This is a genomic window from Microvirga medicaginis (assembly GCF_052658925.1).
Window position 1 is genome coordinate 79,998 of sequence record NZ_JBQWEL010000012.1, and the last position, 22,634, is coordinate 102,631.

Consider the following 22,634-nt stretch of genomic DNA (forward strand, 5'->3'; position numbering starts at 1 on the left):
GGAAAATTACAGCTTAAGCCTCAGCCCTTGGCCCTGCGCGGCCAGCACGGCTGCGATCGTTTCGAACGTCGCATTCCGGGGCACCGTCATGTCTGGATGGCGCCCGTTTGGCCATGTGATTATTGATGATGCTTGGGCCTAGCGGGGCGGGTGCAGATCCTATGGGGGTGGATAGCGATCCGCTCAATGGCAGAGTGAGGTTGCTGTACACCCACTCTGGAGGCGACCCATGTCGATCGATCCCCGGCCCACGCAGACCGCTATCCATACCAATCTTAGCGCCATTTTCGTCTCGATGGAGCTCAGTCGCTCCGTCTGGCTGATCACCTCGCTCTCGCCGGGTGCTGGGGAGAAGATGTCCAAGCACAGCGTCCGGAGCGGAGATGTGGCCGAACTCCTGGCGCGGTTTGCCCAGCTCAAAGAGAAGGCGCGGGTTCGAACCGGGCAGATCTTTCCGATCATCGTCATTCAAGAGGCGGGTCTTGATGGCTTTTGGACCCATCGTGTTCTGCAGCGCGAGGGCATCGAGAGCTATGTCGTGGATCCTGCTTCGATCGCAGTCTCGCGCCGGCGCCGGCGGGCCAAGACCGACCGCATCGACGGCGAAGCCCTGGTGCGCACTCTCATGGCCTACAAGCGCGGAGAGCCCCGCGTGTGCGCCATGGTCCAAGCGCCAAGTCCGCAAGAAGAAGATCGTCGCCGCTTGGTCCGTGAACGCAAGACGCTGATGGTCGAACGGGTCGCACACGTCAATCGGATCAAGGGATTGCTCTTTGCGCAGGGAGTTACCGACTATGAGCCCCTGCGCGGCAACCGACGGCAGCGGCTTGAACAGCTCATGACAGGAGATGGTCGGCCTCTCCCGGACCACCTGAAGAGGCAGATCAGCCGCGAACTTGATCGGCTGGAGCTGATCCTCCAACAGATCAACACCGTCGAAGCTGAGCGGGATGCTCTGTTCGTCGCAGCGGCAGACAACGGGCAGCGACCCTCACCGGCAGCGATCCTGATGAGCTTGAAAGGCATCGGCACAGAATTCGCGGGTGTTCTTTGGCTGGAGGGTCTCTTCCGCCATTTCGACAATCGACGGCAGATCGCGTCTTATGCCGGATTAGCGCCGACGCCCTGGCAGAGCGGCTCCATCGATCGGGAACAAGGCGTCTCAAAAGCCGGCAATCCGCGGTTGCGAACCACCATGATCCAGTTGGCCTGGCTCTGGCTGAGACACCAGCCGCAATCGGCCCTGGCCACCTGGTTCCGCCACCGCGTTGAGCTCAACGCCGGTCGGATCCGACGGGTGATGATTGTCGCGATGGCGCGGAAGCTCCTCATCAGTCTGTGGCGGTACGTCACTCTTGGGATGCTTCCCGAAGGCGCTGCCTTGCGAACCGCATAGGCAGTGGACCTCGTTCCTTTAATCCGCGAGACCTGATCAGTCTTGCAGGATCCAGGCGGACGAACCGCAGATATGAAGGGCTAAATGCCGAGGTGCAGAATGGTCGCGTCCACCTGAGCCTTTCCCGACGCATGCGGGATATTGGTGCGGCCGCGAGAAGCGGCGACCGGATGTGAGTTTCCAGCGGCGACGGCGCCGTTGTGCAACTGGCTCGGCACTGTCAGGTTGGTAACAGCTCGGGGCCTGTGGCAGGGTCTTGGGCATGAGCACGACCTCCAACCCTTATCGCGGCTACCGCTTTCCGGCTGACATCATCAACCAGGCGGTCTGGTTGTATCACTGCTTCAGCCTCAGCCTGCGCGAGGTCGAGCTGATCCTGGCGGCGCGAGGCATTGAAGTCAGCTACGAGACTATCCGTGAATGGAGCCTGCGCTTCGGACGCGCCTATGCCAACCGCCTCAAGCGGCGGCGCCCGAAACCCGGAGACAAATGGTTTCTGGATGAGGTGTTCGTTCGCATCCGAGGCAAACTGCATTATCTCTGGCGAGCCGTCGATCAGTATGGGCACGTGCTTGACGTTCTGGTCCAGAGCCGGCGCAACAAGAAGGCAGCCAAGTGCTTCTTTCGCAAGTTGCTGAAGGGTTTGTGCTATGTGCCAAGGGTCATCGTGACCGATAAACTCGGATCCTACGGCGCTGCCAAACGCGAGATCTTGCCCGGCGTCGAACATCGGCAGAGTCGGTATCTGAACAATCGCTGTGAAGTCTCGCACCAACCAGTTCGAAGACGTGAGCGTCACATGAGGCGGTTCAAATCAGCCCGGCATGCCCAGCAGTTTCTCGCCGCTCACACCCCGATCCACAACCTCTTTCAACTCCGCCGTCATCGACTCTCGTCCAGTGAGTATCGGGCTGCGCGCGAACACGCATTTGCGACCTGGCGTGACGCGACAGGGACAGCGCTCGTGGGCTAGTTGGGACTGCTTGATGGCTGTCTCGGTGCCAGCTTCGTCTTCTCGCGTCAACTTGACAGTACCTGCCAACGGCCAAATTCTGCAGCTCGCATCTGATAAGAAGCCAGAATAACTGACAGCCTGACACAAGCGCTCAAGCACCCGCGTCACATGGCTTGCCGAGCACCTCCTAATCCCGCCTAGACGGCTCATGGCTCCGATCGCCGGTCCTGGATCATTGCCGCAATCTCCGGCCTGTTCTCCGCCAGCCAGTGCATGGCATCAGACTGGTTGATGTCGCAGTCGAGCGCGTCCCAAGTGGGGTCCTCGAGCGACTCGTCCCGCAGTCGCGTGGTGGCATAAGTGACCAGCTGATGAAGACCCTCATAGCCGGGATGCGTCTCGAGCGCGTCGGCAACCCACGTGCTGGACCAGCCCTGTCCGGCAAGGTGCAGAATGCTCTGCCGGTCGGCCGCGCGAAACCATGGCGTCGCATCGAATTCAAGGGCTAGGGCATTGTCGGCAGTATGGCACGAGGCTCGGATCATCATCGCGCACCTCCCGGATCAGCTATCTGGCAACCATTCTACCACATACCAGCATCAGGATTGTGCTGACACGGGCATGTTCATAAGCAGAGTTGCGTGCTCGTCCTAACCATCATTGAGCGGGTGCAGATCGCGGACCATCTGGTGGAGGCGGGAGATATCCAGATGGGTGTAGATCTGGGTGGTCTCGATGCCAGCGTGTCCCAGCAGCTCCTGCAGTACGCGCAGGTCGGTGCCGCCTGAATGCATGTGGGTGGCAAAGGCATGCCGCAAAACGTGTGGTGAGACTCGCTCAGGGCTTGCTAGTCCCGCGGCGACAGCGGCCTCCTTGATCTCCAGCAGGGCAGCCTGTCTCGTCAAAGCCTTCGTGCCGTTTCGGACGGAGTGGAACAGCCAAGGGGAGGGTGCTCCGCCGGAATAGGCAGCCGCGAGCTTCTGCCACTGGGCAATTGCCTCGATCGCGCGATCGTGCAGGGGCACGAGCCGCTGCTTGTCACCCTTGCCGCGCACCAAAAGCATCCGGGTGCCGGGAGGGGCGGCATCGGAGGGCAAAGACAGAGCCTCACTGATGCGCATGCCCGAGGCATAGAGCGTCTCGAACAGGGCGGCCCGACGGGCATAGCCGGCCTGACGGTAGAGGCCCATTGAGGGATCGGCCGCGAGCTTGTGGGCGGTTTCCAGGAGAGCCTCCGTCTCGGCAATAGAGAGGACGAAGGGCATCTTCCTCGGCCGACGCATGGCTGACATGGTGGACGTCGGATCGCGTGAGCCAAGTTCCTCGGTGATCAGGAAACGATGGAGCCCCCGGACCACGGTGATGCGCCGAGCCACCGTCGATCCGGCATAGCCGCGCTGATCAAGATCGGCGATGTAGTCCCGGACCTGTTCAAGGCCGACATCATTCAGTCCAAGACTGTTCTCATCGAGCCAGGCGAGATAACAGTTGAGGTCATCAGTGTAGGTGTCGATGGTGCCGGCTGATGCACCAAGCTCCGTCGCCAAGGCATCGAGCCACAGCTGGGCCAGCCGTCGGTTTGAGCGCATGAATTCCTCCTCAGCCGGAGGATCATGGCACAGCACAGGTTACAGACTTCTTGTCAAAAACCCTCGTCAACGAAAGTCGCGTGTAGATCACCGATAGGCATGTCTCAGCCCTCCCGATAGAGATGTCACGCTCGTTCTGACGCTGACGCACTCTACGTCGAGTTCGAACGATGCCGGTGATCGGGTGAGCACACGAGAGTGAGGGCATCTGGAGACAGTTATTCGCGTTCGGGATGGGCGGATCAGCATCGCGCAAGCCGCCAAAGAGTTCGGGTTCAGGTTCAGTGGGTAGGGATGTAGGACTATCCTATGAACCGGCGCGCCGGCTCGTACACGGCCCACCGCACGCAAAGTTCGGCATAGTTCACGCCCACCGCCTGGGTGCGGACCAGAACCTGCCGATCGTCAGGCTTCGGCACTGAATGAGTTTCGAGCTTGGGCTGCTCGTAACCACCCGCTTGGTGAATGACCACTTCGTACATGAACTCTGACGCCATCATCTTTCCGCCTACGGTTTCAACGTGAAACTCCCACGCCGGCGCCGCTTATCATGGGCGTCGGCGCAGGGCTCCGACGATCGGTCCCATCGGCATGAGCGCATCCATCCTCTCTAACGAAGGGGCATAGAGGCTGGAGACACTTCCATCCAGGAACAGTGCATCGGCACAGCCGAGCTCGTCTCGGAACAAATGAGCGAATGTGCTGAACGTGACCGGATCTTCTGAAATCGCAAACACGACCGTGTGCTGGTCTTTCACCCCGATACCGTTACGGATTTTTCGCGAGGTGCTTTGTTCCGAAAACCGAGGGTGGATTTGTCCATTGATGACGAGCATCGGGCCCGATTGTGTCGCGAAATCCGGCCTGATTTTTCGCTTCAGATAGGCTCCTGTCTCAAGCACGCCTGCCTGACGGCCTTTGACATAAAAGATGCCATTCGGCTTGAGGTGGAAGTTTCCGGGTCCGTTCCTGGTGTTGGCCGCCTTCAGTTGCTTTCCGTTTTCGACGTAAAGTCCCACCGGTGAGCGATCCTCATCGTACATGCCGGCGTTCATTGCGAAAGCAACGCGTGCACCCTCCGGTGTCTCTTTCAACCGATCGAACGAGCCCAGCACATCCCCGCCTGGCCCGCGCCAGAACAGCCTCACCTCGTATTGTCGTAGATCCGCCGTGCAGACCACGAAGGTGCTGTCAGCAAATTGGACTGGTCGACATGGATCACCCTCAGGCTGAGCCGCTGCTCGTCCGGTAAGCAGGCCAACGGAAACGAGGATCGCAAACAGGATGATGGCGGTCCAGGAGAGCAAGCCGTCCAGAGTGAGGCTGATAGATTTCATTTTCAGCTTAGGTCCTTTCAGTGTCCGAGATACCGTTCCCGCAGGTGAGCGCGGAAGACTTCCGCAGTGAGCGGTTGGCCGGTTGCAGAAACCAAAAGCTGATCGACTGTCAGCAGGCTCCCCTTCGAATGAACATTGGCGCGCAGCCATATCCGAAGCGGTGTGAAATCCCCCTTTGCCAAGCCAGGGAGGATGTCTGCATCGGCCTGGCTGGCGGCCCTGAAGAGTTGGGCCGCCGTCATGGCGCCAAGCGTGTAGGTTGGGAAGTATCCCCACGCGCCACCGGGCCAGTGGATGTCTTGCAGACAGCCCAGGCTGTCGTCGGGCACCGTAAGACCAAGAAGTCTTCTGATCTCCTCGTTGAAGGCGGACGGCAGATCCTGGATCTGGAGGTCGCCGGCAATCAGCGCCTTCTCCAGTTTGTACCGAACCAGGATATGAGCCGGATAGGTAATCTCGTCCGCATCCACCCGGATGAAGCCTGGCTCCACTGTGGTCAGGATCCGGTGGAGATTCGCCGGGTTCCAGGCTGGCCCCTCTCGCTGGAAAGCCTCCCGTACGAGGGGAGCGAGATAGGTGACGAACTCCCAACTCCGGCAGGCCTGCATCTCGATGAGAAGGGATTGGCTCTCGTGCAGGCTCATGCCGCGCGCCAGCCCGACCGGCTGACGGCGCCATACCTCCGGGCGGCCCTGCTCATAAAGCGCGTGACCGGTCTCATGCAGCACGCCCATGAGCGCGCCCATGAAGTTGGCCTCGCTGTAGCGGGTGGTGATCCGGACATCGCTCGTGGATCCACCGCAGAATGGATGCAGGCTCACATCAAGCCGCCCTTGGTTGAAATCGAATCCGACGACCTTCATCAATTGCTCGCCAATGCGGCGTTGATCATCGACAGGGAAGGGGCCGTCAAGCGGCTGGATAGCAGGACGGCCCTTTTGGTGCTCTTGCGCCTCCTGGATCAATGCTGGCAACTCGGCACCGAGTTCGGCGAAGAGAGGGTCAATGGTAGTCTGGCGCAGACCGGGGTCGTAGCTGTCGAGGAGAGCATCATAAGAGGACAGCCTCAATGCCTCGCCCTTGGCCTGGCCGATCTGCCGCTGAAGCGTGAGGACTTGGGAGAGGTGCGGCAGGAGCAGGGCGAAGTCGCCGTTCTGTCGGGCTTCGCGCCACACCAGCTCTGCCCGGGATACGGCTCTGGAGCTGGCCTCGACGAGGTCGGCCGGAACTGCAGCCGCATGGAGGTACATCCGACGCATCTCACGCAGGTTAGCGCGCTGCCAGGCGTCGAGATGGCCGCTGTCCTGATCCGCCTGGTCCAGGAGGTCGCCCGTGTCGGGTGCGGTGAGAAGCTCATGGGCAATGCCCTTGAGTATTGCGAGCTGGTCGGAGCGGCTGTCGGCGGCGCCCTCCGGCATCATGGTTTCGGCATCCCATTGCAGAATGCCGATCGCGTCCTCGATCGAGCTGATGCGGGCGAAGCGTTCTTCCAGCGTGGGGTAGGCGTGCATGTTGGTGCGAGTTCCGTCCTTGAGGTTAAGTTCGGGCTGCGGGGCGGGCAAAGTGAATACGCAACCGGCTCGGATGAAAGCATTCGGCCGCTGTTGACACCTGTCCCTATGGCGCTGTCCAGCACCTACTCCGGCTGCTTGTGGATCGGGTCGACCCAGTAAACCTCCTCCGGCTGTTCGACCGGGTCCACATCGGTGATGTTCACCACGACGGCTTCGTTGTCGCTGCGCACCAAGACGCATTCGAGGGGCTCGTCGGGACTGGCATTGATCTCCTGATGGGGCACGAAGGGCGGCACATAGATGAAGTCCCCAGGCCCAGCCTCTGCGACGAACTCCAGCCGCTCGCCCCAGCGCATGCGGGCCTTGCCTCGCACGACATAGATGACGCTCTCCAATTCGCCGTGGTGGTGCACCCCGGTCTTGGCGTTCGGCTGGATCGAAACCGTGCCCGCCCAGATCTTCTGTGCGCCCACCCGCGCATGATTGATCGCGGCCTGGCGAAACATGCCCGGGGTTTGGGCCGTATTCGGATCGAGACGGTCGCCCTTGATCACCTGGACGCCGTGGTGCTTCCAGTGCTCGTGATGATCATGGGCGTTGTCCTGGTTGTGGTCTGTCATGGTGCTCTCCGCCTTGGTTTTGGCGTGTGTCCTTACAGAAGATTATGCGCAAGGAGACTAGGGGTGAAGAAGGTGGGCGCAAGCCTTCCGTGTGCCTCTGTAATGCTCGCGAGTCACATGCTCTATCAGGCGACATGGGATCCGTCTCGCCACAGACTTCTTGTCAAAACGCTTATTATGCGAAATGTTATCATGTGTAACTATGGCGTGATTTCTGAGGCTTGAAGCCACCAAACTCCCCCGGCTGACTACATTTTAGTGAGCCTCCACCCGGTTTAATGCGATCAAGCAAGCCCCTCGCCCTTGAACGATCGGCGGATCTTCTCGAACGCCGTTGCGTTGAGTCTCAATATGAACTAACTCTATATCTGGACAACGAGGTGAAACATGGCACAGCCCCTGGAAAACGCGCAGTCGGCAACTGCTCAAAACCTCCCTCACCTGGAGCAGGCCCGCTTCGAGCCTGCCAACCGCAAGCGGTTGAGTGCGCCCGGCATGCGGACTTTCCTGGCGATTGCCGATCTGTGGGGGCTGACCGAGCAGGAACGCCTTCGGATCCTCGGCTACCCTCCGCGCTCCACCTATCACAAATGGGCCAAACAGGCCCGTGAGCACGCGGAGTTCACCCTTGATGCCGACGTCCTGACCCGGATTTCGGCCGTGCTTGGCATCTACCAGGCTCTGCGGATCCTCTACCCGACAGAGCAGGACGGGCTCGGATGGCTCCGTGGACCTCATGGAGCAATGGTGTTTGGCGGCCGCCCGCCAATGGACCTTGTGACCGATGGCACCCAGGATAGCCTCCTAACGGTTCGGCGCTTCCTCGATGCGGCTCGCGGTGGTCTCTACATGGAACCGAATGCGGCAGATAAGGACCTCGCTGCATACGACGACACGGAGATTCATCTTTCGTGAGCGACGTGTATTCCGCAGCGCCCCACCCGACCTACCGCCTCATTCCCTCCCAGTTTCCGCCCATCGGGCTGTTTGACACGGTTGCTACGGCAGCCGATCTGATGGCCGTTATGGACCTCGTTGGATGGACCAATGACCGACTGGTGGCCAGCCGCATTGCCCGCCTTCCGCAACAGGAATGGGTCTATGGCCGATCAAACGCCAGCGTCGTGATGGCGGCATTCCTGCACGTTGGCCCAACAGGAATGCGCTTCAACTCATCCGAACTTGGGGCGTGGTATGCGGCGGCGGAGATCGAAACTGCGGCAGCTGAAGTTGCGCATCACCTTCGACGGGAGGCAGTCGCGCGAAACATTCCGGAAATGTCGCGGGTTTATAGGAGCTATTCAGCCCGATTGGATGGTATCTACTTGGATCTCCGCGGCCGGCAGGCAGAGCGCCCGGACGTCTATGCTTCCGATCGTTATAATGCCTCGCAGCAACTGGGCGAATCTGTTCGTGGCTCAGACCGGGCAGGAGTTGTCTACGACAGCCTCCGTCGACGAGAAGGCACCAACGTCGTTGCGTATCGCCCAACCAACGTTCTTGATGTCGTTCAAGCCGATCATTTCAGGATCCGTGTTCTCGCGACTGAGCGCCGAATTGTTGTCCAAAAGCTCACGTCTCATCCGCAGGAGTAGCGCTGGACGATTGTCCGACGTTTGTGATGTTCGCGGAAACAGCCTTATGCTACCAACTTAACAATTGTGACTGTCTAGTGCTGACTCTGACGCGACAGCCGCATCAAACCTCACGCGCGCCTTCAATCTGCAGCAGTCGTTTTCCGCACGAGGCAAGCGGATCATTTATTCGAATGAGGTGACCTTGGAAGATTGCGCCTGAACTGTTACATGCGCCCAAAATCCCTGTTTCTAGCTTTTATCGAAACGATCGAGATTGATCCTGACAGCAACGCTCATCGTTGAGGAAAGCCCCTCGTCATCATTGTAGGAACAACTAGATGCCGGACACTGCGCGTCAGTTCGAGCCGCATATCACTCGTAGTGGTGGGGTACCGTCACAATATCGGTTCACCGTGCGCTGCTCTGAATGCCCTAAGGCCGACCACTATGAGTCTAATCGACCAATCAGGGATGATGTGGTCAAGGGCCATTTCAAGGAGCACGGCTGGCTACTGGGGCGAGACCGCTCCTACGACCTGTGTCCGGATTGTTTGGCAGGATCACGAGATACCGGACAGCGTCGGATTAAAGACACTGCGCGCCAGAGCTTTGTCATGACGGCACGGCAGTCGGATCGTGAGGCCGCTCCCAAGAATGCGCGCCACCGGGACACAGCCGATATTCTGGCACGGCATCTGGGCAAGCCAGAAGCCCTCGCGGCCGAGGTTTTCCGGCCCAAGGAGGCGCAACCCCAACGCTCGCCTGCTCCGAGCGCTATGACAGAGTCCGTGAAGTCCCCTGCCCTGTCACCTGAGGTCGAGCAGGCCCTGACCGGGATGGCCGCGGATCTGAAAAGCCTCCGATCCACGATGGAGCTCATGGCCGAGCAGGTGAGCAAATTGGTGACGCTTGGCGGCCAGCAGATCGAGGCGATTGCACGACTGGCACCTCTCATGATCCAATCGGCTGAAGGAATTTCTGGCAGCGTCAGAGACGTTGTGAGCGCTGTTCAGACGTTCTCCCCGCCATCGGCCTTGACGTTCGCCCAAGAACCCGTTTCAGCAGGCGAGATTCACAGCGAGCAACAGCAGGACGTCAGCTCCGAACCGGAACCTGTTCAGGCACCTGAAGTGCCGGCGAAGCGGATCCAGCGCTCAGCAAAAACTGAAGGTCCGGTGCGCAAAGCTGCCTCCGCTCATGTTGTGGTGAAATCCATTCCTGACGCCAAGCGGTCGGACCGGTTCTACACCACCATTCGGCTGCCGCGGGAGCTGTGGGGCAGAGCAGGCTTTGGCCCTGAGGATCGCATCCAGATCGATTGGAAGAAGAAGGCCCTGTCGATCACTCGTGTCGTGGATGGTGGCGTGAAGCCCAAATCCATTGGCGATGCTGTTGTGGTTCTACAGTCATGGCGTCTCGGCGATCTCACCTTTGACCCGGCAAAGATCACTGCTGGGGCAGGGACCTTGCGCCTGACATCTCCATAACAGAACTACTTGCCATGTAGCAGTCATTGAGCCCCTGATCTGTTCGATCCAGATCAAGAATTCGTTGGGCTGCTAAGGCTGGGGGTTGCCCCCCGCCTGCTACATGACAGAACGGTCGGAGTTCGGTACCGGCAACAATCTCCGTATCGATCCATGGATCGTAGCTGCCATGAGCCAGTTGGTCGGCCGTCGCTTATGAACGGTCCTTGCCTGCGACGTGAGCATCGTTCCACTGACGGGCCTTCGTCAGCACGGGCTCTCGTTCTGCGTCAAGGGCAATGCTCGGCCGCTCCCGAGGAGCCGTAATCACGGCCATCCACTCGAGGTCCGTTTGTTTCAGATGGATTTCATATCCGGGACGTTCAGGCACAGATACCGTCGTGGAAGGTTCCGGCTGGACACGGCGAGGATGCGATCAGACGTGAGGCTCACCGGTTCAAAGTCACATTTCCGGGCGAGGCGGGCGGACCGCTGCCCATACGCCTCGAAAAAGTGAGTTCGCGTTAACCTACCGCTAACGATTTCCGTGTTATACCATGGGCCGTCAAGCTGTCTCTTGAAGACAGGCCGCTCAGAGAGCGGCCACTGCCGGCGCTACCAACACCGACAGTGACCTGACCACAACTGATCTGTGTAGGAGACCAACTGTGGCTAACAACTGCAATAGCGCACCTTTGCGTGCGCCGGAATACCCTTTCCCCAGCAACATTGAGACGCATCCGAGGCCGGCATTTTGCCAGGCACCGGCTCGCTATGCTCAGCCCCTTGGTGGCAACGCCGTCCGGTCTGGCTTGATCGGTCACGCCCTGCGCCACTGCGCCTGAGCCCCCCGTCTCAATTCGCCTCTCCTCTACGCGACACCGCATCCGTTCAGCTTCGGCTGAGCACTGGTGCTGCTCGCGGATGGGCTGAGGCTACTCGAAAGGATCTTTCCATGAACAAGTATCTTCGCTCGCTCGAGCCCCTCGCCGGCCTGATTGCCGCCCGCGACCCGATCATCCGCCGCCCGGACGGCTTCAGCCCGTCCATCGCGGTGATGCAGCTCAGCGATCTGCCGGCCTTCGCCAAGCTCGCCTTGCTCCAGCGGCCTGGCATCTACATGGGCGTCCGCTATCCGACCGCCGCCGACGTGCTGCCGGACGCCACCTGCGGCGAGGGAGCGGCGGTCGGCCCACGGGCTTTGACGAAGCTCACGGGCACCGGGGTCTCCTGGGACGCGGTCATCCTTTTCACCTGCGAGAGCGACGGCTGGACCAAGCTCCACGTCAATGATGGAGAGCGCCGCCTCACTGCCCAGCTGGAGGCTGCCGGCAACGTCAACCTCCTGTTCGACCAGTCGCCCAAGAGGTACCCGATCACACATGAGGATATGCGCGGCATGGATGGCTATGTCGCGCAAGCCAGGGCTGAGCTGGTGCGCATGGGTATCGGAATCCTTGAGCCGCCTCCGCTCGACGTCCGCCCCGAACCGAGCAGGCTCCGACGCGACCTGACCGATTCCGTCCCGCACAACACGGCCTGGGCCGACACTCAGGTGGTGCCCGAATCTGGGGGCAACATCGTCCCCCTCCCTTCGTCCCGCTCCCGCGCGAAGGGACCTGGGTTCGCAGCGGATGATCCGGTCGGTACCCGCTACAGCCTCAACTTCGGAGGGCTCACTGCGGAGGCCGTGAAAATCGGCCCCAGCGAGGTTCTGGTGCTGCGGGACAGCGAGGCCCGGCTGGCCGAGATCGATACGCTCCCGGCCTATATCAGCCGGCGTCGCGTGGCCTTGAGAGAGGATGGCATCCTGGTGCCGCACCCGCAGGACCCAACCAAGTTCATTCTGAGGGATAACCTGGTCTTCGACAGCGCCTCGCTGGCCGCCAAGATCCTCACCGGCTCGTCCATGGGAGCCGGCTCGATATGGGTCCGCATCGTTGACGATGTTTTGACCGCAGCCGGCGCCTAGCCACTCAAAGGGCGCCCCCCGCGCCCTCTCCCCTCCTCTGCTGATGATCAACGCCGTGCACCAATGCCGGCGAACAGGAAAGGTTTGCCTGATGTCTTCCGTTTCTTCACTTGCTTCTCTTCCCTCCAGCACGCCTCAGAACCCTGAGTTTGCGGACACCATCGCCAGTCTCGGGCGTGAGGCTCCCCTGCCCTATGCCTTTGAGGCGCGGCTGTGCCTTGCTCCCGATGTGCGTTCCTTCTCGCCTGATCCGCAGAGCGAGCGGCTCGCCCAGTCTCTCGATCTGGCGCAAGCCGGCCTCGTCTTCCGCTCGATCCGGCTCATCAATGGACGTACCGTCAGCCTCGTTGCAGTACCGAGCGCCTGCTGGCGCGCCGCGATCGTGCATGCCCGCGTTCTCGATCTGAAGTGGGTCGCCAAGACCAGGGGGCGCCGCCTTGTGCTGGTGCCGGAGAGCGTCATCCGGGCCGAGCCGCGGCTGACCAACGCCCTGCTCGTGTCAGCCTGTGATGACGTGCGTGTCACGCCGCGCGAGCGCCTCATCCTCCTCTCCCATCTCACTGAGGTCGGCGGCAGCGCCTCGCTTGAGGTCTGCGCCGAGGCGCTCACCGGCAGCACCGATCCGGCCGGAGCCGTGCTGCGGCTGGTGGCCGAGCGCGTGCTGACGATTGCTCTCGACCGTCCGATCGATCTCCAGAGCGAGGTTAGCCTCGCTGCCCCGCGCTGATTCTCTGGCCGGAGATCATCATCATGAGCATTCGCAATCTCACCAACACCAGCACCGTCGATGACTTTGTCGTCGAACCGGAGGATCGGGACAGCAGCCCTGATCTGCAGGCACCCTCTGGCCATGAGAGCCTTTTGGCTCAGGCAAGGTCCCGGCAGCGGCTCTCCCTGCGGGAGCTGCTCGCCAAGCCGCTGCTGCGCCAGGCGCTCGGGCCCGATCTCCTGCGCCGGCTCAAGCGCGGCAGCAGCACCCTTGCGCTCGTTGTCGCGGCGCCCTCGCCGGCCTGGGTTGCCCCGCTGTCCGAGGCGATCAAGGATCTGGCCTTTCAGGGGCTGCGGGTGATCAGTCCCTCGGAGCGGCTTAGCCGCCCTGAGGAGCAGATCTACCGCGCCGATGAGGCCGCCAAGGCTCTGGCCAAAGGCGTGACAATCGCCGGGATTGCCGCCGATCCCAGCCGCGAGCTGTCGCAAGTCCTGCTGGCCGCGGCGGACGCCACTGTCATCGTGCCCGTGCCCGGTGCTGCTCTGGTCGAGCAGGCCATTCACGCCTTCAGCCGCAAGGGCAAACCTGTGACGCTGTCAGCGCGCGATCTCGCCGGCCTCGACTGGATGGACTACTACGCTGCCTTCCGGCCGGGCTCGACCCGCCAAGCCATCGCAACCCGCTTGGCGCGGGCTGCCGGAGCGCGCACTGGCGTGACGTTCGCTGAGGATGCTCCACCCCTGGAGACGCTTATCGGCTACGGTGAGGCGCGCACCTGGGCGAAGCAGATCGTTTGCGAGGTCGAGGACAGGCGTGCCGGCCGCGCCTCGGGAGTGACACTGGAGAGTGCGATCCTCGCTGGCCCGCCGGGGACCGGTAAAACAACCTTGGCACAAGCATTGGCCAAGAGGGCCGGACTGCAGTTGGTGACCACCAGCGTTGCCGGCTGGTTTAGCGCCTCGGACGGTCATCTCGGGGCCGTGGTCAAGGAACAGAAGCGGTTCTTTGCTACCTTACGCGCGACCCGTCCCTGTGTAGCCTTTATCGACGAGATCGATGCGTTGCCGAGCCGCCAGTCGTTAAACGGATCCTACAACAGCGATTTTTGGAGTCCGATTATCACCGGCATGCTGCTCGGCATCGATGCCTTGCGTCAGGCCTGCCCGGATGTGGTGCTGATTGCCGCGACAAACCATCTCGACAGGGTCGATCCCGCCCTGCGCCGCCCGGGCCGGTTCGACCGGCTGATCGAGATCGCTCCACCTGACGTGGAAGGGCTGATCAGCATCTTGCGGGCACACCTCAAAGGTGAGCTCGCTGATACCGATCTCTCTCTGGTGGCGCAGCTCTTGCTGGGACGGGTCGGCGCCGATGTTGTGCAGGTGGTTAACAGCGCCCGCCGGCGCGCTCGACTCGCCGGCCGCGCTCTCACGCTCGACGATCTCGTCATAGAGGCCAGCCCGCCGGAGCCGCGCACCCCGACTGAGTTAAGGGCCTGCGCCATCCACGAGGCCGGCCATGCCGTCGTGGCGGTCGTCCTCGGCCGCACGCTGCAAGGTGTCTCGCTGCAGCTGGTCGGCGCGAGCGGCGGGATGACACGCATGGGGCACCCCGGCTTCATCCCAACTCGCTATGTGATCGAAGATAACGTGATCATCGGCTTGGCCGGCCGGGCCGCTGATGTCGTGCTGGGAGCGGGCGCAAGCGCTGGAGCGGTGAGTGATCTCGCAGTCGCCACGCGTGAGCTCTCCGCCCTGCATGCCAGTTTCGGTCTCGGCAAAACGCTGCTGCACCGGACCGGTGTCGATGATGCCAGCGCGCTGGCGCGTGTCGATAGCCGCTTCGCTCAACGCATCGAGGCCGATCTCCAACGCCTGTTGGACCGTGCGATCATGCTCGTGACCGAGCATAGGGCTGCGGTGCTGGCCGTAGCCGAGGCACTCCTCGCCCACCGGGTGCTATCGGGCGCACAGGTGCAAGCCGTCCTAGAAGCTCATCCGCCCGCCGCAGCCGCAGCAGACGATGCTCCCGCCAAGGCTTCCCGGATGGGCAGCGAAGATGCCGTCGATGACAGCCACGAAGGGACCCCTCTGCCGGGCTGAAGCCGGCCCATTCGCCCCATTCCCATCTCATCCAACTCCCGCGAGCTTCTTATGACCCTCCATCTCCTCGGCTGCCTCCGTCCGGCTCATTCCGGCCCTGCCCTCAAACTGACCCTGCGCGCCGCGACAGCGATCCAGCACTATCTGCCGGATGGCCTTTCACCTTTCGATCCGCCGGATATCGCCTGGCGCCGTTCCCCGGGAGGAATGGCCCTGATTCAGCCCATTCGCTGTGGCGAAAGCGAGCATGTGCTGCTCAGGCTTGATCGGCATTGGCAGCCTCTGCAGGGCCTCGGGCACGTGATGGCGGCCGTTCTGGCGGAGACGGAGCTGGAGTATGAAGTGCTCCGTCCAATTGAGCCCCGGGCTCTGGTGGTACAGCCGCGGGATGCGTCCCTTGGCCTGCCGCCGGGAGAGGACTGCCGGCTTGGGAGTAGCTTGGCTCGGCGCTATGGAGCTGCCGACATCGACCGGATCCGCAATCTGCTTTACCTCACAGCCAGTGGCTCCACCCTGCCGCGCCAGGGTGCGGTCAGCCTCTTGGCTGAGAAGCCGCTCACATTGGAAGCCGAAGCCCGGGCTTGGGCAATTGTTACGGCATGGGATCAGCATCAGGCTGACGACGTCATGGCCCTAGCCAGGAGCGGCCTCGCCGTCTGGCGCCGCATCGCGGGCCAAGCGGGCTATTCGCTCCCCTCCCCTCAATAGGCGGAGAGGACGATGAGGCTACTGTGGCGCGGGTTGAGCGGCTGGATCTAGATATGGCTGCCTACGGACGGTCAAATTGGCGGACAACGCTTTGGCAACTCCCGGCGGGCCCAAGTGTCTACGTGACCCAGACGCCGTTTTGCGCTGCATTTCGACAATCCCCAGGCGGCGCGCTCGCGCTTGGCGGGCCTTCAGCGTCGAATATACGCGCTTCACGGGTCAGCCTCCGAACGCGACGGAGGTGATCCGACTGCGGCCTTGAACCGTTCCGCTCGTATCGGCGCTCCGGCCTGCCGCTGATCGCATTTATGGTTAACGTTTCGTTGATAAGATGGAGGTGAAAGTAACACCAGCCAGACGCAGCTCATCGGGGAGAACAAAGGTGCTTCAGCCTGACCCGGCTCACATCATTGAGGAAACCCGCCTTGATCGCCTTCGAGGGCTCCATCAGTCAATAAGGGTGGAGCAGCTTCCGGACGCATCCCATGCGGCGGCGGTTCTGATGAAAGCCATTGATGACAATCTCGCTGGTCATCCGCACATCACCGCCGATCCGGAGCTCTATCACCTGGCGTACAGAGCCTTCGAGGCTTTGTTCACGTTGCACCACGCTCTTACCCGCGAACAGAAAGGATGGGCATGACCATGTTGCAGAAGTTGTCGAGTTACTTCCGGAAGCCCCCACCGGCGCCTGTGGTGCTCTTGCATGCGGCAGATATCGACGAACGGATCAACGGGACAAGGTCAAAGCGCGCGAGGATCAGAGACACGTTGCGCCGATACGAGAGAGGGGGTCTTAAGGAAGCCCAGGCGGTTGAGGAGCTTCTCAAAATTCTGAGGTGAACACGTCCCTCGTGAGGCTCAGCACAATGATCGAGAGCTATCAGCGGATCGGCGAGCCGACGATGGCTCTGGTGCGGCAGTTCGCGGAGCAATTCGGATGCTCGGTTGAGGTTGCGTTGAAATTCCTGCTCAAGACGGGCCGACACCATCAGGCGCCCGGCGAGGACGATGAGGCTTATGCGGCGCGCCTTGAGCGGCTACCCGATCCGAGGGTTGCAGAATATTGCGCATTCAAGGCCGCGAACGTTGACTGAGGTCGCAGGCCAACAGTTCGGCGGGGACACAAACTTCTAACCGTGAAGGGCGCTGGCCCGGGATTGCGCGGCTAACGGCCCGGCAGGGGCGTGTCCGCGCCCCATTGAATCTCAAGCCGACTAAGCAAGGAAATCAAAGCCTCCGATTTCCATCGTTGAACGTGTCACCAAATTTTGCATCCAAAGTGCGACATTTAGATAGCTTGTGCCCCCCTATGTAGATCATGATGACCTGCTGGTAGATCATTTTAACCTGTCGGCAGGTCACGGGCAGGTTGCCGATAGGTCGCTGGTAGATCAACATGATCTACTGCCCCAACCAAACCTTTCCGCGAAAATGCTGATTTTTCCTGGTATCCGAGTCTATGCTCGTCACGCGGCATCCTTTGAGGGCTCACTCGGTCCGACATACTCTTGCTGACGGCAAATTGCCGCCTGACGTAGATTGAGAGCCGACTGCCTAAGCAGATGGCATTCGCTAAGTAAGATGCGGGTCAGGATTGCTGAGGCTACGATTGCCAAACAACCCTGATCAGCCGTTAAGCCTCGAAGGGCTGGCCCTACTCATACCAACAAATTCGCCCGATTCCGAACAGTCGGCTTCACCTACCCGCGACAGTGTTCTGGCTCCCTTGCGGGCACGATTCATAAGCCTCGGGCATGGTTCGTTATGATGCTATTATCTTATCCAAAGGATTCGCGTCGTAACCTCGGGATCAGCGTGGCTCCTCAGTGTTTGTATTCTTCTGATGGATTCAAAAATTACATGCCTAATCGGATGCCTAAGAAGCCTAAACTACCCTCCAACGAGTATGGCATAGCCCCGGTGGATCGATTGAAATGGCTTGTCGCATTGGCCAAAGACAAACGTTTCATCTCCACTGATGTTAAAACTGGGGTTTTTCTTCAGAATCTCGTGAACAGGAAGAAAGGTTATGCCTTCCCGAGATATGCATACCTCCAGGAGGTCAGTGGTTTATCACGCGCGTCCATCGCACGTTCGATCGAGCGTATGAGAGAAGCTGGCGCCATCAAGACTGAACAGCAGGGGCGTGATCGGCCTCTCAAGTACTGGCTTGTTGCGCCAGAACTGTGGGAGGAAGCTCTCACCGATGAGACCTCTTCGCAGGCCAAGACATCTCATCCGCAAGGAGAAGAAGTCTCAGACGTGATTACAAGAAATCTCACCGATGAGACACATAACTCTTTGAATAACCCGGATGATGAACACATAGAGATTCCATCAGAGGCCGACTTTATGGAAGCGCTAATAGAGTTCGGCGTTTTCGAGCCAATCCCCGAGCCATAGGATGGTGCAACCTGCTCGCTTGTATCACCGGCGATCACTATGGGCTTGGATAGGAAATGCGATTGCTCTCAGTTAAGGCGGCCGAGGCTAATCTTGAACACCTTATCGGACCTGAGGCGGTGACGGTTCTACTGGAGGCGTCCCGGCTCGGGGATGTCACATTAACTGAGTATAGCGGTTGAGCCGCCCGACGAGCTCGGTTTGTGCACAGCCCAAGTCGTTGATTTCCCTCGGCGCGAGACTTTTCCTTGACGAGTACAGGGTAGTATTCGCCGTTGATGTGACATTCCCCCCTTGATTATGGCCTCTCAATCCTCCCGGAAGATCACCCCGTCCAGAATTTCCAAGCCGATCTCCTCGCCAAGCCGCAGACTTGTCTGAAGGGGAGCCTCGACCTCCAGCTTCGTTCCATCGACTTTCGAGACCTCGATCCGTCGCATGGATCCGAGGCGCCGAACCCCGCTGACGGTACCCGTGTGATGGCCTTGGCCGATCGCTGTCGGCTTCAGGTGCCAGGGACGGCAGTAGAGGCTGGCCCGTCCGATGGTGGATCTCTGAGCGGCGACAGGTACGGGCTTTCCATTGACCAGCACCCGTCCGTCACGGATATCGGCGGAGAAGCGGGCGGCCTGTCCGAGAAACGTCATGACGAAGGGTGTTGAGGGATGATCCAGCACGTCTTCGGGGCTTCCAACCTGCTCCAGATGCCCTTGATTGAGGACCGCGACCCGGTCCGCCAGTTCCAAGGCCTCGTCCTGATCATGCGTGACGAAGACCGTCGTCTTGCCCGTGCGCTCGTGGATGTCGCGCAGCCAGGCGCGAAGGTCCTTGCGCACCTTGGCGTCGAGAGCGCCGAACGGCTCGTCGAGCAGCAGGACGCGCGGCTCGACGGCAAGGGCCCGCGCCAGAGCGACCCGCTGGCGCTGACCACCGGAGAGTTGGGCGGGGAACCGGCTCTCGTAGCCGGAAAGCTGGACGAGATCGAGCAATTCCGCCGTGCGGCGCCGGATCTCGGCTTTCGGCGGCCGGTTCGCCCGCTCGCGTACCTGCAGGCCATAGGCGATGTTGTCGGCGACGCTCATGTGCTTGAACAGGGCGTAGTGCTGGAAGACGAAGCCCACCTGGCGCTTCTGCACGGGCAGAGAGGTGGCATCGAGCCCACCGAAGAACACCTGTCCGCAATCAGCCTCCATTAGTCCGGCAATGATGCGCAGAAGCGTCGTCTTTCCGGATCCGGACGGTCCGAGCAGCGCCAGGAGTTCCCCGGGCCTCACGTTCAAATCAATCTTGTGGAGGGCGGCTGCGCCTCCAAACTCCTTCGTCACGCCTGTGACGCGGATGTCGACGGCCCGGCCCGGCTCAGTGGGATGCGCCACCGGCGAGATCGGCTCCGTGACGCCACTCGAGGTAGGACTTGAGCGCCAAGGTGAGGAGGGCGAGACAGGCGAGGAGTGAGGCGACCGCAAATGCCGCAACGAAGTTGTACTCATTGTAGAGAATCTCCACGTGAAGCGGGATGGTGTTGGTCAGACCGCGAATGTGGCCCGACACGACGGAAACCGCGCCGAACTCGCCCATGGCGCGGGCATTGCAAAGCAGAACGCCGTAAAGCAGGCCCCATTTGATATTGGGCAGCGTCACGGTGAGAAAGGTTCGCCACCCGCTCGCCCCCAGCGTCAGGGCTGCCTCTTCCTCCGCTGTGCCCTGCTCCTGCATGAGAGGGATAAGCTGGCGTGCCACAAACGGGAAGGTTACGAAGATCGTCGCCAGCACGATGCCCGGTAGCGCGAAGGCGATCTTGATGTCATGCGCCATGAACCAGGATCCCCACAATCCCTGAGCCCCAAAGAGGAGCAGGTAGATGAGGCCCGAGACAACCGGCGAGACGGAAAACGGCAAGTCGATCAGGGTGATCAGCAGGCTCCTGCCCCTGAACGCGAATTTGGCGATGGCCCATGAGGCCACAAGACCGAAGACAAGGTTCATTGGGACCGCGATGGCCGCGACCGTCAGCGTGAGCCTGATCGCCGCCTGCGCATCCGCCTCCTGAAGAGCGGCAAGATAGCCTCCCAGCCCGTGGCGGAAGGCTTCCACGAACACGACGACCAGCGGCAGGATCAGGAACAGGAACAGAAAAACGAGCGCGACGGCAATGGCCAGTCGGCGGGCCCAGTGTGGCTCGGTTGCGACCGACACCCTTGCCAGAAGCGGCAAAAGGAGAGCAGCCTCCCCATTAGACATGGCCGAACCTCCTCCGGCTCCAGGCTTGAATCAAATTGATCGTCAGAAGGGCCGCAAACGAAATCGCCAGCATGATCGTCGCGATCACCGTGGCGCCGGTGTAGTCGTATTCGGACAGCTTGATCACGATCAGCAGCGGAGCGATCTCCGAGACATAAGGCAGGTTGCCCGCGATGAAGATCACCGAGCCGTATTCCCCGACGGCGCGGGCGAAAGCGAGGGCGAACCCCGTCAGGATGCCGGGAAGGAGCGGCGGCAGCAGAACGCTCCAGACGGTCCGCCGTCGCGAGGCGCCGAGGGTTGCGGATGCCTCCTCCAGCTCGCGCTCGATCTCCGCGATCAGGGGCTGGACCGTGCGGACGGCGAAGGGCAGCCCGATGAAGACCAGGGCGATGAAAATGCCAAGCGGCGTATAGGCCACCTTGAGGCCAAGCGGCGCGAGGAGCGCCCCCACCCATCCGTTCGGCGCATAGAGCGCGGCCAGTGCAATGCCGGCCACCGCCGTCGGAAGGGCGAAGGGCAGATCCACGATCGCATCGACGATCTTGCGGCCGGGAAAATCGTACCGCGTCAGGACCCAGGCCACCAGGAGCCCGAAAACGGACGCGACGGCGGCCGCGATGAGCGAGATGCTGAAGCTCGTCCAAAGGGCCGCTGCGACACGGGGTTCAGAGGCCGTAGCGATCAGCCCGGTCACGCCAATGCGCGAGGCTTTCGTCACCAGCGCACCGAGCGGCAGCAGCACGAGGAGGCCGAGATACAGCAGGGTATAGCCGAGCGTGATGCCGAAACCCGGCATCACGCTCGATTCCTTGAAGCGCCAGGACAAAGCAGAGCGCATGGATCAACGCTTGCTGATCTGGTCGAAGAGGCCGCCAGAATCGAAGTTGTTCCTCTGGATGTCGTCCCAGTTGCCCTGCAGCGATTCGATCGTGAACAGCTTCAGATTCGGCAGAGCCGCGAGATCCTCCGGCTTCGCCGCCTCGGCCTTGCTCGGCCGATAATGGTGCTTGGCGAAGATCGCCTGGGCCTTATCGGTGTAGAGGAACTTGAGATAGGCTTCGGCGACCTTGCGTGTGCCTTTGGCATCCACATTGCCGTCAACGAGGGCGACCGGAGGCTCGGCTAGGATCGACAGGGTCGGCACCACGATCTCGAACTTGTCGCGGCCGAACTCGTCAAGAACGAGGAACGCTTCGTTCTCCCAGGCCGGCAGCACATCTCCCAGACCGCGCTGGGCGAAGGTGACGGTCGATCCGCGCGCGCCCGTATCGAGCACGGGCACATTCTTGTAGAGGGCCGTGACGAATTCCCTTGCCTTGTCGACATTGCCGTCCTTGGTCTGCGCATAGCCCCAGGCGGCCAGGAAATTCCAGCGGCCGCCTGCGGAGGTCTTCGGATTCGGCGTGATGACCTGGATGCCTGGCTTCACGAGATCGCCCCAATCCTTGATTCCCTTCGGATTTCCCTTGCGGACCAGAAAAACGACGGTCGAGGTGTAGGGCAGCGCGTTGTTGGGCAGCCTGCTGCGCCAATCAGCCGGGATCTTCTTCGTGGCCCTCGCAATTGCATCGATGTCGGACGGAATGCCCAGCGTTACCACGTCGGCATCGATTCCATCGATCACGGTACGAGCCTGAGCCCCTGAACCGCCGTGAGACGTGCGAATGGTGACGACCTCGCCGGTCTGCGCCTTCCAGTCATCGGCGAAAGCCTGATTGATCTCGCGGTAAAGCTCACGAGTCGGATCGTACGACACGTTCAGCAGCTGTGTCTCGGCTGATGTGGTGCCGGAGAGGGTCAGAAGACCAGCGCCCCCGATGAAAGCCAAACCGACTGCCCGCAAGATCGCCCGCAGCCGAGGATGTGTCTTCGCTCGAGCGACTTCTAGGGAATTGCTCTGCATCCTACCCTCCTGGGTCCCGATCAAAATGGGAACAGGTGGCAAACCACCGATCGCTCCCGAACAGGGCAAAATCTATCCGCTAAAAAGAACGAATGTCAAACGACCGCGGCCCCCCGCACCGTTGTTTCGCGCCTTC

At 61.1% G+C, this 22,634-nt stretch carries 22 protein-coding genes; 12 read left to right on the plus strand and 10 right to left on the minus strand.

Annotation, left to right across the window (positions count from 1 at the left end):
* The first annotated feature begins 229 nt into the window (after window positions 1-229).
* On the plus strand, window positions 230-1,396 hold the full coding sequence (locus ACUXUR_RS16170) for an IS110 family RNA-guided transposase (RefSeq protein ID WP_445503370.1): 1,167 nt from the start codon (window positions 230-232) through the stop codon (window positions 1,394-1,396).
* A 262-nt stretch (window positions 1,397-1,658) separates the two neighbouring features.
* On the plus strand, window positions 1,659-2,369 hold the full coding sequence (locus tag ACUXUR_RS16175) for an IS6 family transposase (protein WP_445503371.1): 711 nt from the start codon (window positions 1,659-1,661) through the stop codon (window positions 2,367-2,369).
* 188 nt (window positions 2,370-2,557) lie between these two features.
* On the opposite strand, the gene ACUXUR_RS16180 is transcribed toward ACUXUR_RS16175, so the two are convergent.
* From ACUXUR_RS16180 to ACUXUR_RS16205, 6 genes are all read right to left on the minus strand, one after another.
* Complete coding sequence (locus ACUXUR_RS16180; RefSeq protein ID WP_445503372.1) at window positions 2,558-2,899, minus strand: hypothetical protein; 342 nt, start codon at window positions 2,897-2,899, stop codon at window positions 2,558-2,560.
* A gap of 102 nt (window positions 2,900-3,001) precedes the next feature.
* Window positions 3,002-3,940, minus strand: a complete 939-nt coding sequence (locus tag ACUXUR_RS16185; protein WP_445503373.1) for a tyrosine recombinase — start codon at window positions 3,938-3,940, stop codon at window positions 3,002-3,004.
* Between the two features lie 302 nt (window positions 3,941-4,242).
* Window positions 4,243-4,440, minus strand: coding sequence for a hypothetical protein (locus ACUXUR_RS16190; protein WP_445503374.1), 198 nt, complete (start codon window positions 4,438-4,440; stop codon window positions 4,243-4,245).
* Window positions 4,441-4,488: 48 nt separating this feature from the next.
* Window positions 4,489-5,277, minus strand: coding sequence for a phosphodiester glycosidase family protein (locus ACUXUR_RS16195; protein ID WP_445503375.1), 789 nt, complete (start codon window positions 5,275-5,277; stop codon window positions 4,489-4,491).
* 17 nt (window positions 5,278-5,294) lie between these two features.
* Entirely contained in the window at window positions 5,295-6,788 is a 1,494-nt protein-coding gene (locus ACUXUR_RS16200; RefSeq protein WP_445503376.1) for a carboxypeptidase M32, read from the minus strand.
* A gap of 125 nt (window positions 6,789-6,913) precedes the next feature.
* On the minus strand, window positions 6,914-7,411 hold the full coding sequence (locus tag ACUXUR_RS16205; RefSeq protein ID WP_445503377.1) for a cupin domain-containing protein: 498 nt from the start codon (window positions 7,409-7,411) through the stop codon (window positions 6,914-6,916).
* Between the two features lie 387 nt (window positions 7,412-7,798).
* Between ACUXUR_RS16205 and ACUXUR_RS16210 the strand changes: the two genes are divergently transcribed.
* From ACUXUR_RS16210 to ACUXUR_RS16255, 10 genes are all read left to right on the plus strand, one after another.
* Entirely contained in the window at window positions 7,799-8,326 is a 528-nt protein-coding gene (locus ACUXUR_RS16210) for an MbcA/ParS/Xre antitoxin family protein (RefSeq protein WP_445503378.1), read from the plus strand.
* Window positions 8,323-9,006 (plus strand): RES family NAD+ phosphorylase, encoded by a 684-nt coding sequence (locus tag ACUXUR_RS16215; RefSeq protein ID WP_445503379.1) that lies wholly within the window; start codon window positions 8,323-8,325, stop codon window positions 9,004-9,006. The genes ACUXUR_RS16210 and ACUXUR_RS16215 overlap by 4 nt, the downstream gene beginning before the upstream one ends.
* Window positions 9,007-9,866: 860 nt before the next feature.
* The gene (locus ACUXUR_RS16220; protein WP_445503380.1) at window positions 9,867-10,475 is read left to right on the plus strand and encodes a hypothetical protein; all 609 of its coding nucleotides are present in this window, start codon (window positions 9,867-9,869) and stop codon (window positions 10,473-10,475) included.
* A gap of 934 nt (window positions 10,476-11,409) precedes the next feature.
* Window positions 11,410-12,426 carry a DUF4357 domain-containing protein gene (locus tag ACUXUR_RS16225; protein WP_445503381.1) on the plus strand — a complete coding sequence of 339 codons (1,017 nt, stop codon included), beginning with the start codon at window positions 11,410-11,412 and terminating at the stop codon, window positions 12,424-12,426.
* Between the two features lie 91 nt (window positions 12,427-12,517).
* The gene (locus ACUXUR_RS16230) at window positions 12,518-13,153 is read left to right on the plus strand and encodes a hypothetical protein (protein WP_445503382.1); all 636 of its coding nucleotides are present in this window, start codon (window positions 12,518-12,520) and stop codon (window positions 13,151-13,153) included.
* A gap of 23 nt (window positions 13,154-13,176) precedes the next feature.
* Window positions 13,177-15,237 (plus strand): AAA family ATPase, encoded by a 2,061-nt coding sequence (locus tag ACUXUR_RS16235; RefSeq protein WP_445503383.1) that lies wholly within the window; start codon window positions 13,177-13,179, stop codon window positions 15,235-15,237.
* A 51-nt stretch (window positions 15,238-15,288) separates the two neighbouring features.
* On the plus strand, window positions 15,289-15,945 hold the full coding sequence (locus ACUXUR_RS16240) for a hypothetical protein (RefSeq protein ID WP_445503384.1): 657 nt from the start codon (window positions 15,289-15,291) through the stop codon (window positions 15,943-15,945).
* Between the two features lie 382 nt (window positions 15,946-16,327).
* The gene (locus ACUXUR_RS16245; RefSeq protein ID WP_445503385.1) at window positions 16,328-16,588 is read left to right on the plus strand and encodes a hypothetical protein; all 261 of its coding nucleotides are present in this window, start codon (window positions 16,328-16,330) and stop codon (window positions 16,586-16,588) included.
* A gap of 211 nt (window positions 16,589-16,799) precedes the next feature.
* On the plus strand, window positions 16,800-17,042 hold the full coding sequence (locus ACUXUR_RS16250) for a hypothetical protein (protein WP_445503386.1): 243 nt from the start codon (window positions 16,800-16,802) through the stop codon (window positions 17,040-17,042).
* 670 nt (window positions 17,043-17,712) lie between these two features.
* Window positions 17,713-18,351 carry a hypothetical protein gene (locus ACUXUR_RS16255; protein ID WP_445503387.1) on the plus strand — a complete coding sequence of 213 codons (639 nt, stop codon included), beginning with the start codon at window positions 17,713-17,715 and terminating at the stop codon, window positions 18,349-18,351.
* Window positions 18,352-18,659: 308 nt separating this feature from the next.
* Here ACUXUR_RS16255 and ACUXUR_RS16260 read toward each other — a convergent pair whose 3' ends face one another.
* The 4 genes from ACUXUR_RS16260 to ACUXUR_RS16275 are packed head-to-tail and all read right to left on the minus strand — an operon-like array spanning window position 18,660 to window position 22,498.
* Entirely contained in the window at window positions 18,660-19,727 is a 1,068-nt protein-coding gene (locus tag ACUXUR_RS16260) for a sulfate/molybdate ABC transporter ATP-binding protein (RefSeq protein ID WP_445503388.1), read from the minus strand.
* A complete protein-coding gene (cysW, locus tag ACUXUR_RS16265; RefSeq protein ID WP_445503389.1) occupies window positions 19,711-20,592 on the minus strand; it encodes a sulfate ABC transporter permease subunit CysW in 882 nt (293 codons plus the stop codon). Before cysW ends, ACUXUR_RS16260 begins: the two co-directional genes overlap by 17 nt.
* Entirely contained in the window at window positions 20,585-21,433 is an 849-nt protein-coding gene (gene cysT, locus ACUXUR_RS16270; protein ID WP_445503390.1) for a sulfate ABC transporter permease subunit CysT, read from the minus strand. The genes cysW and cysT overlap by 8 nt, the downstream gene beginning before the upstream one ends.
* Before the next feature lie 3 nt (window positions 21,434-21,436).
* Window positions 21,437-22,498, minus strand: a complete 1,062-nt coding sequence (locus ACUXUR_RS16275; RefSeq protein ID WP_445503391.1) for a sulfate ABC transporter substrate-binding protein — start codon at window positions 22,496-22,498, stop codon at window positions 21,437-21,439.
* Window positions 22,499-22,634 lie beyond the last annotated feature (136 nt).

Coding starts and splice junctions, on each gene's coding strand:
- ACUXUR_RS16275 (WP_445503391.1), bottom strand. CDS start 22,498: ATGCAGAGCAATTCCCTAGAAGTCGCTCGAGCGAAGACACATCCTCGG.
- ACUXUR_RS16230 (WP_445503382.1), top strand. CDS start 12,518: ATGTCTTCCGTTTCTTCACTTGCTTCTCTTCCCTCCAGCACGCCTCAG.
- ACUXUR_RS16190 (WP_445503374.1), bottom strand. CDS start 4,440: ATGATGGCGTCAGAGTTCATGTACGAAGTGGTCATTCACCAAGCGGGT.
- cysT (WP_445503390.1), bottom strand. CDS start 21,433: ATGCGCTCTGCTTTGTCCTGGCGCTTCAAGGAATCGAGCGTGATGCCG.
- ACUXUR_RS16180 (WP_445503372.1), bottom strand. CDS start 2,899: ATGATGATCCGAGCCTCGTGCCATACTGCCGACAATGCCCTAGCCCTT.
- ACUXUR_RS16195 (WP_445503375.1), bottom strand. CDS start 5,277: ATGAAATCTATCAGCCTCACTCTGGACGGCTTGCTCTCCTGGACCGCC.
- ACUXUR_RS16200 (WP_445503376.1), bottom strand. CDS start 6,788: ATGCACGCCTACCCCACGCTGGAAGAACGCTTCGCCCGCATCAGCTCG.
- ACUXUR_RS16175 (WP_445503371.1), top strand. CDS start 1,659: ATGAGCACGACCTCCAACCCTTATCGCGGCTACCGCTTTCCGGCTGAC.
- ACUXUR_RS16220 (WP_445503380.1), top strand. CDS start 9,867: ATGGCCGAGCAGGTGAGCAAATTGGTGACGCTTGGCGGCCAGCAGATC.
- ACUXUR_RS16170 (WP_445503370.1), top strand. CDS start 230: ATGTCGATCGATCCCCGGCCCACGCAGACCGCTATCCATACCAATCTT.
- ACUXUR_RS16225 (WP_445503381.1), top strand. CDS start 11,410: ATGAACAAGTATCTTCGCTCGCTCGAGCCCCTCGCCGGCCTGATTGCC.
- cysW (WP_445503389.1), bottom strand. CDS start 20,592: ATGTCTAATGGGGAGGCTGCTCTCCTTTTGCCGCTTCTGGCAAGGGTG.
- ACUXUR_RS16185 (WP_445503373.1), bottom strand. CDS start 3,940: ATGCGCTCAAACCGACGGCTGGCCCAGCTGTGGCTCGATGCCTTGGCG.
- ACUXUR_RS16255 (WP_445503387.1), top strand. CDS start 17,713: ATGATGCTATTATCTTATCCAAAGGATTCGCGTCGTAACCTCGGGATC.
- ACUXUR_RS16205 (WP_445503377.1), bottom strand. CDS start 7,411: ATGACAGACCACAACCAGGACAACGCCCATGATCATCACGAGCACTGG.
- ACUXUR_RS16240 (WP_445503384.1), top strand. CDS start 15,289: ATGACCCTCCATCTCCTCGGCTGCCTCCGTCCGGCTCATTCCGGCCCT.
- ACUXUR_RS16235 (WP_445503383.1), top strand. CDS start 13,177: ATGAGCATTCGCAATCTCACCAACACCAGCACCGTCGATGACTTTGTC.
- ACUXUR_RS16210 (WP_445503378.1), top strand. CDS start 7,799: ATGGCACAGCCCCTGGAAAACGCGCAGTCGGCAACTGCTCAAAACCTC.